General features: G+C 39.5%; 12 protein-coding genes and 3 tRNA genes. 13 read left to right on the top strand and 2 right to left on the bottom strand.

Features of this window, described 5'->3' with window-relative positions:
- Nucleotides 1-13 precede the first annotated feature (13 nt).
- The 11 genes from EHW89_RS04705 to EHW89_RS04655 all read left to right on the top strand — a co-directional run bounded on the left by EHW89_RS04705 (nt 14) and on the right by EHW89_RS04655 (nt 9,218).
- Nucleotides 14-1,003 (top strand): hypothetical protein, encoded by a 990-nt coding sequence (locus EHW89_RS04705; protein WP_126466975.1) that lies wholly within the window; start codon nt 14-16, stop codon nt 1,001-1,003.
- A 243-nt stretch (nt 1,004-1,246) separates the two neighbouring features.
- Nucleotides 1,247-1,981, top strand: coding sequence for a DUF6261 family protein (locus EHW89_RS04700; protein ID WP_126466973.1), 735 nt, complete (start codon nt 1,247-1,249; stop codon nt 1,979-1,981).
- A 19-nt stretch (nt 1,982-2,000) separates the two neighbouring features.
- Nucleotides 2,001-2,822, top strand: a complete 822-nt coding sequence (locus EHW89_RS04695) for an aminoglycoside 6-adenylyltransferase (protein ID WP_126466971.1) — start codon at nt 2,001-2,003, stop codon at nt 2,820-2,822.
- 212 nt (nt 2,823-3,034) lie between these two features.
- On the top strand, nt 3,035-5,491 hold the full coding sequence (gene parC, locus EHW89_RS04690; RefSeq protein WP_126466969.1) for a DNA topoisomerase IV subunit A: 2,457 nt from the start codon (nt 3,035-3,037) through the stop codon (nt 5,489-5,491).
- Between the two features lie 122 nt (nt 5,492-5,613).
- The gene (locus tag EHW89_RS04685) at nt 5,614-6,651 is read left to right on the top strand and encodes a branched-chain amino acid aminotransferase (protein WP_224784207.1); all 1,038 of its coding nucleotides are present in this window, start codon (nt 5,614-5,616) and stop codon (nt 6,649-6,651) included.
- Between the two features lie 103 nt (nt 6,652-6,754).
- A complete protein-coding gene (locus EHW89_RS04680) occupies nt 6,755-6,985 on the top strand; it encodes a DUF2969 domain-containing protein (RefSeq protein ID WP_022525869.1) in 231 nt (76 codons plus the stop codon).
- 52 nt (nt 6,986-7,037) lie between these two features.
- Nucleotides 7,038-7,118 (top strand) — tRNA-Tyr (locus EHW89_RS04675).
- A 40-nt stretch (nt 7,119-7,158) separates the two neighbouring features.
- A tRNA-Gln gene (locus tag EHW89_RS04670) sits at nt 7,159-7,230 on the top strand.
- A gap of 162 nt (nt 7,231-7,392) precedes the next feature.
- Nucleotides 7,393-8,592: a 30S ribosomal protein S1 gene (rpsA, locus tag EHW89_RS04665; RefSeq protein ID WP_003024424.1), complete on the top strand. Its 1,200-nt coding sequence runs from the start codon at nt 7,393-7,395 to the stop codon at nt 8,590-8,592.
- Between the two features lie 82 nt (nt 8,593-8,674).
- Nucleotides 8,675-8,746 (top strand) — tRNA-Arg (locus tag EHW89_RS04660).
- A gap of 67 nt (nt 8,747-8,813) precedes the next feature.
- The gene (locus tag EHW89_RS04655; protein ID WP_126466967.1) at nt 8,814-9,218 is read left to right on the top strand and encodes an NUDIX hydrolase; all 405 of its coding nucleotides are present in this window, start codon (nt 8,814-8,816) and stop codon (nt 9,216-9,218) included.
- A 144-nt stretch (nt 9,219-9,362) separates the two neighbouring features.
- Here the strand turns inward: EHW89_RS04655 and EHW89_RS04650 are convergent, their stop codons facing one another.
- Nucleotides 9,363-10,346: an L-lactate dehydrogenase gene (locus EHW89_RS04650; protein ID WP_003030242.1), complete on the bottom strand. Its 984-nt coding sequence runs from the start codon at nt 10,344-10,346 to the stop codon at nt 9,363-9,365.
- A 199-nt stretch (nt 10,347-10,545) separates the two neighbouring features.
- On the opposite strand from EHW89_RS04650, the gene gyrA reads away from it, so the two are divergent.
- Both gyrA and EHW89_RS04640 read left to right on the top strand, forming a co-directional pair.
- Nucleotides 10,546-12,993, top strand: a complete 2,448-nt coding sequence (gene gyrA / locus EHW89_RS04645) for a DNA gyrase subunit A (RefSeq protein WP_162614539.1) — start codon at nt 10,546-10,548, stop codon at nt 12,991-12,993.
- Between the two features lie 20 nt (nt 12,994-13,013).
- Nucleotides 13,014-13,757, top strand: coding sequence for a class A sortase (locus EHW89_RS04640; RefSeq protein ID WP_049508490.1), 744 nt, complete (start codon nt 13,014-13,016; stop codon nt 13,755-13,757).
- Nucleotides 13,758-13,959: 202 nt separating this feature from the next.
- Here the strand turns inward: EHW89_RS04640 and EHW89_RS04635 are convergent, their stop codons facing one another.
- Nucleotides 13,960-15,276: an FAD-containing oxidoreductase gene (locus EHW89_RS04635; RefSeq protein ID WP_126466963.1), complete on the bottom strand. Its 1,317-nt coding sequence runs from the start codon at nt 15,274-15,276 to the stop codon at nt 13,960-13,962.
- Between the last annotated feature and the right edge of the window lie 359 nt (nt 15,277-15,635).

The following is a 15,635-nucleotide window of genomic DNA, read 5'->3' as shown; positions in this document are numbered from 1 at the left end:
GAGGAGAATTATTATGTGGGAACTTTTAGGAAAAATAATTGAATATTTATATAACTTTTTTATCAAAATAAAATTCAATGGTTCAAAGTTGCTATATTCTGATAGTTTATATCAGATGATGTATAGCGAGGAATTATCTTCTGGATATGGGCGAGCAGAACTTAATATTGACTTTTCAAATCCTGCATCAATTCCAAAACAGATTAATATTGGTGAATTAAAATATAGAGTATCTGGATACCAAGAGATTGAGTTTGAACATATGGTATTAGATTATATTTTGGTAGATAAGAGCAACAGGCCGATTGCTGGAATAAATTTCACACCTATTACTTTTTTTCTGTATGCTATCAATAATGGCAACTGCATAAGTAGTAAGTGTTGTGAGATACGTTTTCTAGGAGATAGTGATTTACTAGATGAACAGAATATACAATTTGAGTTACAACCTGGAGAAGTAAGAAATATTTACAAATTTGAACTTAATTCTGAGTCACTTGTTAAACTTTTCAGACAAAACAAATATTCAAGATTATATATAGTACTGTCATTCGAAAACAACTCAAAAAAAGTAAGTATTCAATTTATAAATGGACGATTTGATTTCTATATTGGTTCTAGAGGAGCTGTATCTCCTATGAATGGTAATATCATTGATTTAATTGTTGATAAAAATTTCACTGCTCATAACGACAAATCAATTGATTTTGAACCACATTCATCTAAAACAATAACTTTTAAAATGTTTCCTTTAGTCTCATCGGAATTTACTTTAGAATTATCATATAAAAAAAAGAAATTGTGTGAGAAGCAAATAAAAGTTTTTGTTCCACAATATTGTATTTCGTCGCTAAAATGTAAGATTTTAGAATGTGATTTTGCTGCTATATTTATGTCTAAAAATGGTCTAACTAATTATTTACTGACTGATTATGTTGATAATAAAGATGAATTATGCCAATATAAATCTGAACTGTTTTTGACTCACCAAATTGACGAATAAATAAATCCTTCTCACCAGATTTTCGGACAAGCTCGTTAGAGCAAAAGTAAAGTCGTTCAACTTTCGGACAAGCGACTTTTTAGCAAATCCCGATTGTTCTTTTTTCGGACAAGAGTTTTTAGAACAAAAGACGGACGTTCTAATTTCGGACGAACGGTTTTTGAGTAAAAAGCCTTTTCCGAAACTGAATAATGTAAAAATGACATGAAATAGATTAGAATTTAAAAGAATTAGGAGAAAATAATGAAATTGACATACGGAATCACTACATTGGACACGAAAACTCTGGATAAAAGTGAATTTTCCCAGCTCATGACCGAGTCGAAAGAGGCGATTGCTGCTTTTAACAAGGCGCACAAGGTTGAAAGTATTTATACGAGTAAGCTGGAAGAGATGAGCCAGCATTTGGCTAAGTTTCAGGAGGGGCTTCATCAGACGAAAGCTAGTCGCTTGGTGACCAGTTTAGACCAAGCCGACCGCGAGCGGGACGATGCTTTGGGGACGCTGACTGCTTTGGTGCGGGCATTTTCACGGGTCAAGGAGACTGCGACCAAAGAAGCCTACGACACCTTGACGGGCTTGCTGAAAAATTATGCAGGGATTGCGGCTGCCAACTATGAAAAAGAGACAGAGGGTATCAATCACCTGCTCCAAGAGTTGAAGAAATCAACCTATCAAACGGCGCTGGAAAAACTGCACTTGGAAGCTCATGTGGAAAGCTTGGTAACTGCGCAAAAGCGGTTTGAAGAAGCCTATAAGGAGCGCTTGACTGAATTAAAAGGCAAAGTGCCTAGCCAAAGCAAGCAACTTCGCATTCAGCTACAAGAAATTTACGATTTCTTGCTGGATTTCACCGCTATCATGACCTATGCCTACCCAGAAAGAAGCCACTATGCGGATCTTCGCGACCACCTCAATACCATTCGCAGCCGCTACAAAAAACGCAAAGCGGTTAAGAAAGTGAAAGAAGCGATCTAGCAAAAAGGTAGGTACTGCCATGAGAACTGAAAGTGAAATGTTGGATTTGATTTTACGAACTGCAAAAGTCATACAAGCGGATGCAGTCGCTCTGTCTGGCTCGCGGACAAATCCGAATGCTCCCAAGGACGAGTTTCAAGACTATGATGTGGTCTACGTTGTAGATGATTTGGCTGCTCTGGTAACTGACCTTGCTTGGTTAGAAGCGTTTGGCAAGCGCATCATCGAGCAACATAATATACTTGACCATCGCCGTCTTTATCTCATGCTCTTTGAAGATGGCAATCGGATAGATCTGACCCTTTGCCCCAAGGAACACATCAAAGAATGGGTGGATAGCGAAGCAGATTTCACAGTGCTGGATGACCCCCAGGGACTCTTTCAGCCCTATACACCTAGTTCCAAACGTTATTGGACAAAACCAGCGAGTGCAGATGATTTTGCAAAATCGTGCAATGAATTCTGGTGGGTTTCAGCCTATGTTGTCAAGGGGATTCAGCGTCAGCAATTTGTGTATGCGGTGGATCATCTCTATGGTATCTGTCAGAAAGAATTGTTGAAATTATTGGCTTGGCAAGTGGCAGCAGACAGAGGAGTCATTGATGTCGGCAAAAACTACAAGTATCTGTTTCAGTATTTGCCCGCTGAGAAGGAAGAAGAATTTGCCACTTTGCTTGATTTTTCTGATAAAGAAAGCCTCATCCAGTCTTTACTGTCTACGCAGCAATTTTTTCACAAAGAAGCTCAGGTTTTCTCTCTCAAGACTGGTTTTCCTTATGATAAAGTAACTGCAGAAAAAATGATTCAGTACACTAAAGAAAAACTGAATCTAAGAAAGTGATAATCCACTTTGCTCATTCATAAGAGATGCCTCTTACATCAGGAAGCATTAAAAAAGAAAATTACAGAAAGGATAGTTTGGTTGTATAGCAACTGAACACGGGACTAAGACTTAGAAAAAAAGATAAATCGATTGGAGTTCATCGAACCTTGCATCGATTTCCTATTTTTCTACAGAAATTTTCGGCAAGCCGAAACGTCCCTTTGTATCTTATGAGTAACATTCAAAACATGTCCTTAGAGGACATCATGGGAGAGCGTTTTGGGCGCTACTCCAAATACATCATTCAAGAGCGGGCCTTGCCCGACATTCGTGACGGACTGAAGCCCGTGCAGCGTCGGATTCTTTATTCGATGAACAAGGACGGCAATACCTTTGACAAGGGTTACCGCAAGTCTGCCAAGTCTGTTGGAAATATCATGGGGAATTTTCACCCGCATGGTGACAGCTCCATTTACGACGCTATGGTCCGTATGTCTCAGGACTGGAAGAACCGTGAGATTTTAGTGGAGATGCACGGAAATAACGGTTCTATGGACGGCGATCCGCCAGCCGCTATGCGGTACACAGAGGCTCGTTTGTCTGAGATTGCGGGCTACTTGCTCCAAGATATCGAAAAGGACACCGTGCCCTTTGCTTGGAACTTTGACGATACGGAGAAAGAACCGACCGTATTGCCTGCTGCCTTTCCCAATCTTTTGGTGAATGGGGCGACGGGGATTTCTGCTGGGTATGCGACGGACATTCCGCCTCACAATCTGGCAGAAGTCATCGATGCGGTGGTGTATATGATTGACCACCCCAAAGCCAAGGTTGACAAACTCATGGAGTTTCTGCCGGGGCCTGACTTCCCAACGGGGGCCATTGTGCAAGGGCGAGATGAGATTAAGAAAGCCTATGAAACTGGGAAAGGTCGCGTTGTCGTGCGTTCTCGGACGGAGATTGAAAAGCTCAAAGGTGGTAAAGAGCAGATCGTTGTCACCGAGATTCCTTACGAGATTAACAAGGCTGTTTTGGTCAAGAAAATTGATGACGTTCGGGTCAATAATAAGGTAGCTGGCATTGCAGAAGTGCGGGATGAGTCTGACCGTGACGGGCTTCGTATTGCCATTGAGCTGAAAAAGGATGCCAATACCGAGCTGATTTTGAATTATCTCTTTAAATATACGGATTTGCAGGTCAATTACAATTTTAACATGGTGGCGATTGATCATTTTACACCGCGTTTGGTAGGGATCGTGCCGATTCTGACTAGTTACATCGCCCACCGAAAAGAGATTATTCTGGCGCGTAGTCGATTTGACAAGGCCAAAGCAGAGAAGCGCCTGCATATCGTGGAAGGCTTGATTCGAGTGATTTCTATCTTGGATGAAGTGATTGCGCTCATTCGTGCATCGGAAAATAAAGCTGACGCCAAGGAAAATCTCAAAGTCAGTTATGATTTCACCGAAGAGCAGGCAGAGGCCATTGTCACTCTCCAACTTTATCGTTTGACCAATACAGACGTGGTAATTCTGGAGGAAGAGCAGGCGGAATTACGCGAAAAAATTGCCATGCTTTCTGCCATTATCGGCGATGAGCGGACCATGTACAATTTGATGAAGCGTGAACTGCGTGAGGTCAAAAAGAAATTTGGCAATCCTCGTCTTAGTGAATTGCAAGATACGGCGAATGCCATTGAGATTGATACGGCTAGTCTGATTGTGGAAGAAGAAACCTTTGTCAGCGTCACTCGTGGCGGCTACATCAAACGCACCAGTCCACGTTCTTTCAATTCATCAACGGTTGACGAGGTCGGCAAGCGCGAGGACGACCGTCTGATTTTTGTCAGCTCGGCGAAAACCACTCAGCACCTTTTGATTTTTACCAATCTTGGAAATGTCATCTATCGACCGGTCCACGAGCTGGCAGACATTCGCTGGAAAGAAATCGGGGAACACCTCAGCCAGACTATTACCAATTTTGAGACCAACGAAGAAGTCATCTACACTGAGTTAGTAGATAATTTTGACGAAGGCACTTATTTTGCGGTAACAAAACTAGGGCAAATCAAGCGTGTAGAGCGAAAACAATTCAGTCCTTGGCGCACCTATAAGTCCAAGTCTGTTAAATTTGCTAAATTAAAAAATGAAGACGACCAAATTATCACACTTTCTCCAATCAAGCTAGACGATGTTATGCTAGTGACCCAGAACGGCTATGCCTTGCGGTTCAATATCGAAGAAGTACCAGTTGTGGGCGCTAAGGCAGCAGGTGTCAAAGCTATCAATCTCAAAAAAGATGATGTCTTAGCAGCAGCTTTTATTGCCAATACTGATTCATTTTATATCTTGACCCAGCGCGGAGCGCTCAAGCGAATGGCAGTTGCAGATATTCCTGTGACGAGCCGAGCAAATCGTGGTTTGCAAGTGTTGCGCGAGCTGAAGTCCAAGCCACATCGTATTTTCCAAGCAGGTCCTGTCTTTGGAGAGCAACCTGCAGAACTAGACCTCTTTAGTTCAGATTATCCAACAGCAGAAGAAGAGCAGATTCTTTCTATTGTTTCTAACAAAGGAACGACTTACCAAGTGAATCTTGCTGACCTCGGTCTGTCTGAAAGAACCAGCAACGGTAGCTTTATCTCTGATACTATTTCTGATGAAGAAGTGTTCTCTGCGAATATTAAATAATTGAAAATCAGTCCAAGCGGCTGATTTTTTATTGTCTTTATAAACTGAAATTAAAAAATTTTCAGAATTTTGCAAAAAACTATTGAAAATATCTAAAAATAGTGTAAAATAAAAATCATAAAATTAAAAAGGAGAATGTTATGTCAGTAAATCTTGATTGGGAAAATCTTGGCTTTTCCTATATGAAATTGCCTTATCGCTATCTTGCCTATTATAAAAATGGTCAATGGGAAAAAGGAGAATTGACCGAAGATGCTACTTTGCATATGTCCGAATCTTCTCCTTGTCTTCATTATGGGCAACAAGCTTTTGAGGGAATGAAAGCCTATCGCACGAAAGACGGAAGTGTACAACTATTTCGTCCAGATCAAAACGCGAAACGTCTGCAACGCACCTCAGACCGTCTCTTGATGCCGCAAGTTCCGACTGATATGTTTGTAGATGCTGTGAAGCAAGTGGTTCGTGCAAATGAAGAATACGTTCCGCCGTACGGAACGGGAGGAACCCTTTATATTCGTCCGCTATTGTTAGGTGTTGGTGACATCATCGGTGTTAAACCAGCAGATGAATACATTTTCACCGTGTTTGCCATGCCTGTTGGAAATTACTTTAAAGGGGGCTTGATTCCAACAAACTTTATCGTTTCTGACAAGTATGACCGTGCTGCTCCTTATGGAACAGGTGCTGCTAAAGTCGGCGGTAACTACGCAGCAAGCTTGCTTCCAGGACAAATGGCGCATGAAAGGAAATTCTCTGATGTCATTTATCTAGACCCAGCTACTCACACGAAGATTGAAGAAGTGGGATCTGCAAACTTCTTTGGAATTACCAAAGACAACGAATTTGTAACGCCGTACAGCCCATCTATCCTTCCTTCTATCACAAAATATTCTCTTCTATACCTAGCAGAACATCGTTTGGGCTTGAAAGCTATCGAAGGAGATGTGCCAATTGATGATTTGGATCGTTTTGCTGAAGCAGGGGCTTGCGGTACAGCAGCGGTCATCTCTCCAATTGGTGGTATTCAGCACGGTGACGATTTCCATGTCTTTTATAGTGAAACAGAAGTTGGACCTGTCACTCGAAAACTCTATAATGAATTAACCGGCATCCAATTTGGCGATGTTGAAGCACCAGAAGGTTGGATTGTAAAAGTTTAAAAATTTTTGAAGCTATCTCTCGATTGAGGTAGCTTTTATTTTCACGTAGCACTTGCTAGTTTTCCTATTTTTTTGTAAAATAGAGACTTGAAAGAGGTATATGATGAGTAAAAAAGATAAAAAGATTGAAATCCAATTGGCAGATAGCAAAGTTAAAATAGGAACTGACCAGTACGAAGGTTATGTTTTATCTATTGGTAAAAAAGTCATTGGTCAAATTGCTGAGTTAGACGGGCAATTTGCTATCATAAAAAATGAAAATGTTGATAGTTTTTATAAAAAACTTGAAAATGCCGTGGAAAAATTGATTGAAACCTATAATTTGGGGAAATAAATGCTTGTGTTTTCTTTTCATCAATGGTATAATAAATACTGTTGATTATACAGGAGAGGTAGCGAAGAGGCTAAACGCGGCGGACTGTAAATCCGCTCCTTCGGGTTCGGGGGTTCGAATCCCTCCCTCTCCATGAGCGTACTTAGTTTTTAATGGTATGATCACGTTCTTTTTGGGGTATAGCCAAGCGGTAAGGCAAGGGACTTTGACTCCCTCATGCGTTGGTTCGAATCCAGCTACCCCAGTTCTTAGGTAATATATCAGATAAATGGTAAAATATCTTAGGGTATTTTATTTCTTTATAGGGTGAGAAACGTTAAAGATAGTTCAATGTCATTGCGGTGCTTAGGAAAAATATTATAAGTATGTCAAGCGAGAAATGCTTGATTGTTGGAGGATTTTTTTAGATGAATGAATTTGAAGATTTGCTAAATAGTGTTAGCCAAGTTGAGCCAGGCGATGTCGTTACTGCTGAAGTATTGACTGTTGATGCGAACCAAGCTAATGTTGCAATCGCTGGAACTGGTGTAGAAGGTGTGTTGACCCTTCGTGAATTGACAAATGATCGTGAAGCTGACATTAACGATCTTGTAAAACCAGGTGAAACACTTGAATTGCTTGTTCTTCGTCAAGTAGTTGGTAAAGATACTGATACAGTTACTTACCTTGTATCTAAAAAACGTTTAGAAGCTCGCAAGGCATGGGACAAGTTGGTTGGACGTGAAGAAGAAGTTGTTACTGTAAAAGGTACTCGTGCTGTTAAAGGCGGTCTTTCAGTAGAATTTGAAGGACTTCGTGGATTTATCCCTGCTTCAATGCTAGATACTCGTTTCGTTCGTAACACTGAACGTTTTGTTGGCCAAGAATTTGAAGCAAAAATTAAAGAAGTGGATCCAAAAGAAAATCGTTTCATTCTTTCACGCCGTGAAGTAGTAGAAGAAAAAGCTGCAGCAGCACGTGCTGAAGTATTTAGCAAATTAGCTGTTGGTGACATCGTGACTGGTAAAGTTGCACGTATCACAAGCTTTGGTGCTTTTATTGACCTTGGTGGTGTTGACGGACTTGTTCACTTAACTGAATTGTCACACGAACGCAACGTTTCACCAAAATCTGTTGTATCAGTTGGCGATGAAATTGAAGTAAAAGTTCTTGATTTGAACGAAGAAGAAGGACGCGTATCACTTTCTCTTAAAGCTACAACACCTGGACCATGGGACGGTGTTGAACAAAAATTAGCTGCTGGTGATGTGATTGAAGGTACAGTTAAACGTTTGACAGATTTCGGTGCTTTTGTTGAAGTATTGCCAGGTATTGACGGACTTGTCCATATTTCACAAATTTCACACAAGCGTGTTGAAAATCCAAAAGATGTGCTTAAAGTTGGTCAAGAAGTAACCGTAAAAGTTCTTGATGTAAATGCTGATGCAGAACGCGTATCACTTTCTATCAAAGCTCTTGAAGAACGTCCGGCTCAAGAAGACAGCCAAAAAGAAAAACGTCAATCACGTCCTCGTCGTCAAAAACGCCAAGAAAAACGTGACTTTGAACTTCCAGAAACTCAAACTGGATTCTCAATGGCTGACTTGTTTGGTGACATTGAATTATAAGCAAAATAAAGGGATTGGAATTATGTTTTCAGTCCTTTTTTACTTGTTATTTTTTCATTTTTTGTGTATACTATAATAGTTGCCACCCTTAGTGTAATGGATATCACGTAAGATTCCGGTTCTTGAGATGGGGGTTCGATTCCCTCAGGGTGGATAATTGTTATCTGCTTATAAATCTTGTTATATGCAAGATTTTTTTATTTTTACAAGGGAGATTACCAATGCCTGTGAAATTGATTGTTCATGCTCTAATTGAAAAAGATGGAAAATATCTGCTCATCAAACGAAGTAAAATAAAACGTGGTTTGCCAAATATGTACCCAGAATATTGGGACATTCCAGGAGGTAGCGTGGAAGAAGACGAATTACCACGAGAAGGAGCTGTGCGTGAAACAATGGAAGAAGTTAATCAAAAGATACAATTAAGTTCGATTCTTCATGAGGATAGCTGTTATGATGATACAAAGGGCATCGTTTTTACGCGTCTAGTGTACAAGGCAAAATTGCTGGAATATAGAGAGATTAAACTTGATTTGGAAGAGCATACAGCGTTTCGCTGGATTCGGGCGCTGCCAGATATGAAGGATGAAAAGATTGTTCCTTATTTAAAAGATATATTGAAATAAATTGATAAATATGTTTGATAAAGTAAGATTATATAAAATAAATGGATACGATAAAGCTGATTTGCACGGCATTATGACTTTATCGTATCCATTTTAGATATGAAAAAACTCCTTGATAAAACAAGGAGTAAGAAAGGAAATTCTTTAGTTTTTAGCTGCTGAAGCAAATTCTTCTTTGGAGAAGGCATCATTGATGATGTCTTTTAATTGTTTAGCAGAAGCTTGCATTTTTTGTTTTTCAGCGTCATTCAACGGGATATTTACTGGACGTACGATACCATGTGCGCCAACAATAGCTGGTTGTCCAATGTAACAATCTGTAACGCCAGGATATTGACCTTCTTGGAATACTGAAAGTGGAAGAACTGAATTTTCGTCATCAAGGATAGCTTTTGTGATACGAGCTAAGGCAACTGCGATACCATAGAAAGTTGCACCTTTTTTATTGATGATTGAGTATGCAGCATCACGGACACCTTCAAACAAGTCAACTAATTCAGCAGCATTGAAGTTTTCTACGTCTTGAAGATAATTTTCAAGGTTGACACCTGCAACGTTGGCGTGTGACCAAACAGCGAATTCTGAATCACCATGTTCTCCCATGATGTAAGCATGGACAGAACGAGCATCTACATCTAATTTTTCAGCAAGTGCTTGACGGAAACGTGCTGAATCAAGAGAAGTACCTGAACCAATGACACGTTCTTTAGGGAATCCAGAGAATTTCCAAGTTGAGTAAGTCAAGATATCAACTGGGTTAGCAGCCACAAGGAAAATACCGTTAAATCCTGACTCAACAATTTTGGTAACAACATCTTTATTGATGCGGAGGTTTTTTTCAACTAATTGAAGACGAGTTTCACCTGGTTTTTGTGGTGCACCAGCAGTCAAAACGACAAGATCTGCATCGTGCGCATCAGCATATTCTGCTGAATAGATTTTCTTAGGTGAAGTGAAAGCAAGAGCATGGCTAAGGTCTTCAGCATCCCCTTCCGTCTTTTCTTTGAAAATATCAACAATACCAAGTTCTTGAGCGATACCTTGGTTGACAAGAGCAAATGCGTAAGAAGAACCTACAGCACCGTCACCAACAAGGATGACTTTTTTATGTTGTTTAGTAAGAGTCATTTTGCTAAACATCTCCTTTATTTTATTGGGGAACGTTTTCCCTTTACACATCTATTCTATCACTTTTGTAACATTTTGTCACGAATATAATACATATCATCTTATGTAAACGTTTTTACAATAGAAGGTGTTTACTGAAAAAAATCCCAATTTATGTTATAATGATATGGTCATATAAATTGAAGAGAGGCATTTTTTAATGCAGGATAATAATTTAGTAAATGTGAATTTAACGAGCGAAATGAAGACGAGTTTCATCGATTATGCCATGAGTGTCATTGTTGCTCGTGCTCTTCCGGATGTTCGAGACGGTTTAAAGCCTGTTCATCGTAGAATATTGTATGGGATGAATGAGCTGGGGGTGACTCCTGACAAACCACATAAGAAATCTGCTCGTATCACGGGTGATGTTATGGGTAAATATCACCCGCACGGAGATTCCTCTATCTATGAAGCTATGGTGCGGATGGCGCAATGGTGGTCTTACCGCCACATGTTAGTAGATGGTCACGGAAACTTTGGTTCTATGGACGGAGACGGTCCTGCGGCACAACGGTATACAGAAGCTCGGATGAGCAAAATATCGCTTGAAATGTTACGCGATATCAACAAAAATACAGTTGATTTTGCAGATAACTATGATAGCAGTGAGCGTGAGCCATTAGTTTTACCGTCACGTTTTCCTAATTTGCTGGTCAATGGGGCGACAGGTATTGCTGTGGGAATGGCAACAAACATTCCTCCTCACAATCTTGGTGAGACCATTGATGCTGTAAAATTAGTCATGGATAATCCAGATGTGACCACACATGACCTTATGGAAGTGTTGCCTGGTCCAGACTTCCCGACAGGCGCTTTGGTTATGGGGAAATCAGGCATTCATCGCGCTTATGAAACTGGGAAAGGTTCCATTGTTCTACGTGCTCGGACGGAAATCGAAGAAACAAAATCTGGTCGTGAACGAATTGTGGTTACTGAATTTCCGTATATGGTCAATAAAACCAAAGTTCACGAACATATTGTGCGGTTAGTCCAAGAAAAACGTATTGACGGAATTACAGCGGTTCGTGACGAATCTAACCGTGAAGGGGTTCGTTTTATCATTGAAGTGAAGCGGGATGCAAGTGCGCATGTTATCTTGAACAATTTATTCAAATTAACGCAAATGCAGACGAATTTTAGCTTCAATATGCTGGCGATTCAAAATGGAGTGCCAAAGATTCTGTCTTTACGCGAGATTTTGCTTGCTTATATTGAACACCAAAAAGAAGTGGTGACACGCCGGACAGTTTTTGATAAGGAAAAGGCGGAAGCTCGTGCACATATTTTAGCTGGTTTGCTGATTGCACTAGATCACATTGATGAAGTGATTCGCATCATCCGAAACAGCGAGACAGATGCAGAAGCGCAAGCAGAATTGATGGCACGCTATAAATTGTCCGAACGTCAAAGTCAGGCGATTCTGGATATGCGTTTGCGTCGTTTAACGGGATTGGAACGGGATAAGATTCAATCTGAATATGACGACTTGATGAAATTGATAGCTGATTTAGCAGATATTTTGGCAAAACCGGAACGAGTTGTTGCGATTATCAAGGAAGAATTAGAAGAGATTAAACGTAAGTTTTCTGATGAACGTCGTACTGAACTAATGATTGGTGAAGTACTGTCTCTGGAAGATGAGGATCTCATTGAGGAAGCAGATGTTTTGATTACACTTTCCAATAAAGGTTACATCAAACGGTTGAACCAAGATGAATTCACTGCGCAAAGACGTGGTGGTCGTGGTATTCAAGGAACAGGTGTAAAAGATGACGATTTTGTCCGTGAACTAGTTTCTACCAGCACACATGATCATTTGCTCTTCTTTACCAATAAAGGTCGCGTTTATCGTTTGAAAGGCTATGAAATTCCTGAATACGGTCGTACGGCGAAAGGTTTGCCGATTGTTAATTTATTGAAATTGGACGAAGGCGAAACAATCCAAACGATTATCAATGTTCAAGCCGAGCATGATGATAATTCCTACCTTTTCTTTACAACGCGCTATGGTGTTGTGAAACGGACAAGCGTAACAGAGTTCGCTAATATTCGTCAAAACGGTCTGAAAGCTCTGAATTTAAAAGATGAGGATGAACTCATCAATGTCTTTTTGACAAATGGTCAAGCAGATATCATCATTGGAACAAAAATGGGTTATGCTGTACGTTTTAACGAAAACCAAGTCCGAAACATGGGACGGGCTGCGACCGGCGTGCGCGGAGTGAATTTGCGTGCGGGTGACCATGTTGTAGGAGCAAGTGTCATTTCAGACGATCAAGAAGTGTTAGTCATTACTGAAAAAGGCTATGGTAAGCGTACTTTAGCTAGTGAATACGCTACGAAAAGTCGTGGTGGAAAAGGAATGAAAACAGCTAATATTACTGAAAAAAATGGTCCATTAGCAGGTTTGATGGCTGTGAATGGTGATGAAGATTTGATGATTATCACAAATACAGGGGTCATTATTCGGACAAATGTTGCCAATATTTCTCAAACAGGGCGCGCAACTTTGGGTGTTAAAGTGATGCGGCTAGATAAGGGAGCACAGATTGTTACTTTTACAAGCGTTGTAGCAGAGAATGAAAAAGAAGTGGATGAAGAATAAACTAAATAAAAGGAAATGTTATGTCATCAACAAGAAAAAAACATAATAAAAGAAAAAATATTCTGATTAACATTATTGCGACATTGTTAATCATTGTTGCACTTGCACTTATTTTCAACTCTTCTATTCGGAATATGATCATGGTTTGGCATACCAATCGATATCAAGTGAGCAATGTTTCAAAAGATAAAATCACTCAAAATAAAAAAGCCAAAACTAGCTTTAATTTCGATAAAGTTAAATCGCTGTCTACCGAAGATGTGATTAACGCGCAATGGAAAGCACAGCAATTACCAGTTATTGGTGGAATTGCTATTCCTGAACTTTCGATGAATTTGCCGATTTTCAAGGGCTTAGACAATGTGGGTCTTTATTATGGCGCAGGTACGATGAAAGAAACGCAGCAAATGGGGAAAGGGAATTACGCATTGGCTAGCCACCATGTATTTGGGATTACAGGTGCAAGCAATATGCTCTTTTCTCCTTTAGATCGTGCTAAAACCGGAATGAAAATTTATCTGACAGATAAGGAAAAAATTTACACTTACTCCATTACTTCAGTTGAGAATGTAGCACCTGATAGAGTAGATGTGATTAATGACCGCGAAGGTGTCAATGAAGTGACTTTGGTGACTTGTGAAGATGCTGCAGCTACGTCACGAACGATTGTTAAAGGAACGCTAGAAGGAGAGACTTCTTATAAAGACGCACCAAAAGAAATTTTGAATGCATTTAGTAAAACGTATAATCAAATGCAGCTATAATAAAAACGAGGTGGGGACGATAATATCCCAGCCTCGTTTTTATGATGGAAATAAATAGTCACGCGATACTTGAGCAAGCTTTGCAAGAGTGAGAGAACGGGCTAAAAATTTTTAGTTTTCAGTCCTATCCCACTTTTATTTTTTGCTGAATGAAATTAAAATGGTTTATGACAATATTTTTGTCAAAGTGCAGAAGTCGTGATTAAATCGCAAATAAATCATTAAGATTTTCAGCCAAAGTTGGATGAGTAAAGATTTGTTTTGTGAAATAAGTATAAGGAATCTTATTGTCCATAGCTACAGTTAGAATGTTAATGATTTCTTGAGCACCTTGCGAGAAGATAGTAGCACCTAGAATTTCTTTGGTTTCTGTATTAACAACAGCTTTAAACGCTCCTCTAAGATCCGCATTGACATGTCCACGTGGCATGGCTGCAACTGGAATTTCTTTGGTTGCATAAGGCAGGCCTTGTTCTTTAGCTTGAGCTTCTGTCAAACCAATTTGTGCCAGTGGAGGAGTGATGAACATAGTAGTCGGTACATGTTTGCGATTTTCAAGTGTGTAGGAGCCATCACCAGCTAAGTAATTGAAAACGACACGAAAATCATCTAGCGAAACATAAGTAAATTGTAGTCCACCATTGACATCGCCAACAGCAAAAACGCCAGGAACAGTTGTTTGGCAATGCTTATCTACTTGGATAGCACCGCGGTCTGTAACTTGGATATCTGTATTTTCAAGTTTTAATGGTTCGATATTTGGTTTACGACCGATAGCATAAAGCAAAGCGTCAAAGCGAAATGTTTCGTTTTTAGCAATGACAAGCACCTCTTCACCATCATTTTTCACTTCTTGAGTGTAAATATTTTGAAGAATTTCAATACCGTCTTCCGTCATATATTGTTTAGCCAAAGTGGCAATTGAGGGCTCTACACGTGGCAAAAAAGTATCAGCAGCGTCAAGGACAGTAACCTTACTTCCTAGCTTATTGAAAAGTCCTGCAAATTCAAGACCGATATTTCCACCACCAAGGATACCAAGACGTTTAGGTAATGTAGCAAGATTTTGAATGCCTGTTGAGTCATAAACATTTTTTGTTGTAGTAAGTCCTGGAATTGGTAAAACATTTGAGATAGCGCCCGTATTGATGACAATATTTTCAGCTGTTAGCTCTTGCTTTTCGTCGCCTGCTACAATTTCAATTACCTTATTGGATAGAAAATGAGCTTCTGCATCAATAATATCCACTCCAGCACTACTAATGGTTGCGTAATTTTTCCCATTAAGTCTGCTAGTAACCGCATTTTTCTCAGCCATTACTTCTTCAAATGATAGTTCTTTTTCTGCGGCGACTAATAAAGTTTTGGTTGGAATACAAGCAATATTGATACAAGTTCCACCGTACATAGCTTTGCTACGTTCAATTAAGGCAACCTTTTTGCCTTGGGTTGCTATTTTTGCTGCCAATGTTTTACCAGCTTTACCAAAACCAATAACAATTAAATCGTATGTTAACATGATTTTTCCTCCGTTTTTATAAGCATTGTAACATATTCATTTTGCAAATGCTTGCATTTTGCTCTGGAGGATTGGTAAAGGATTGGGGAAAAGGATTTCTTTGAAATTAGAGAAAATATTTTTAGAAATTCAATCATTTTACAAATAAATTTTTAGATTTTGCAAAAATTTTATTTGTAAAATCTTGTCTTTATCCTTTGAAAAGTCAGTAAAATCAATATGTATAATAGAAACTTATGGGACGATTAATTTTTCTTAAGTAGACACAAGATCATATCTGATATAAAATGTAAGCGTCAACAAATACTGAGCCCTGAAATGAAAGCGCTCTTATAACATTATTATAAAGGAGTCCATAC

This window comes from Streptococcus periodonticum, assembly GCF_003963555.1.
Classification (GTDB): domain Bacteria; phylum Bacillota; class Bacilli; order Lactobacillales; family Streptococcaceae; genus Streptococcus; species Streptococcus anginosus.
The sequence above is the reverse complement of the archived record's forward strand: the minus strand, read 5'-3'. Positions and strand labels throughout refer to the sequence as shown.

What these genes read in the sequence shown, in the direction of transcription:
- EHW89_RS04705 (WP_126466975.1), top strand. Translation starts at nt 14, where the DNA reads ATGTGGGAACTTTTAGGAAAAATAATTGAATATTTATATAACTTTTTT.
- EHW89_RS04700 (WP_126466973.1), top strand. Translation starts at nt 1,247, where the DNA reads ATGAAATTGACATACGGAATCACTACATTGGACACGAAAACTCTGGAT.
- EHW89_RS04695 (WP_126466971.1), top strand. Translation starts at nt 2,001, where the DNA reads ATGAGAACTGAAAGTGAAATGTTGGATTTGATTTTACGAACTGCAAAA.
- parC (WP_126466969.1), top strand. Translation starts at nt 3,035, where the DNA reads ATGAGTAACATTCAAAACATGTCCTTAGAGGACATCATGGGAGAGCGT.
- EHW89_RS04680 (WP_022525869.1), top strand. Translation starts at nt 6,755, where the DNA reads ATGAGTAAAAAAGATAAAAAGATTGAAATCCAATTGGCAGATAGCAAA.
- rpsA (WP_003024424.1), top strand. Translation starts at nt 7,393, where the DNA reads ATGAATGAATTTGAAGATTTGCTAAATAGTGTTAGCCAAGTTGAGCCA.
- EHW89_RS04655 (WP_126466967.1), top strand. Translation starts at nt 8,814, where the DNA reads ATGCCTGTGAAATTGATTGTTCATGCTCTAATTGAAAAAGATGGAAAA.
- EHW89_RS04650 (WP_003030242.1), bottom strand. Translation starts at nt 10,346, where the DNA reads ATGACTCTTACTAAACAACATAAAAAAGTCATCCTTGTTGGTGACGGT.
- gyrA (WP_162614539.1), top strand. Translation starts at nt 10,546, where the DNA reads ATGCAGGATAATAATTTAGTAAATGTGAATTTAACGAGCGAAATGAAG.
- EHW89_RS04640 (WP_049508490.1), top strand. Translation starts at nt 13,014, where the DNA reads ATGTCATCAACAAGAAAAAAACATAATAAAAGAAAAAATATTCTGATT.
- EHW89_RS04635 (WP_126466963.1), bottom strand. Translation starts at nt 15,276, where the DNA reads ATGTTAACATACGATTTAATTGTTATTGGTTTTGGTAAAGCTGGTAAA.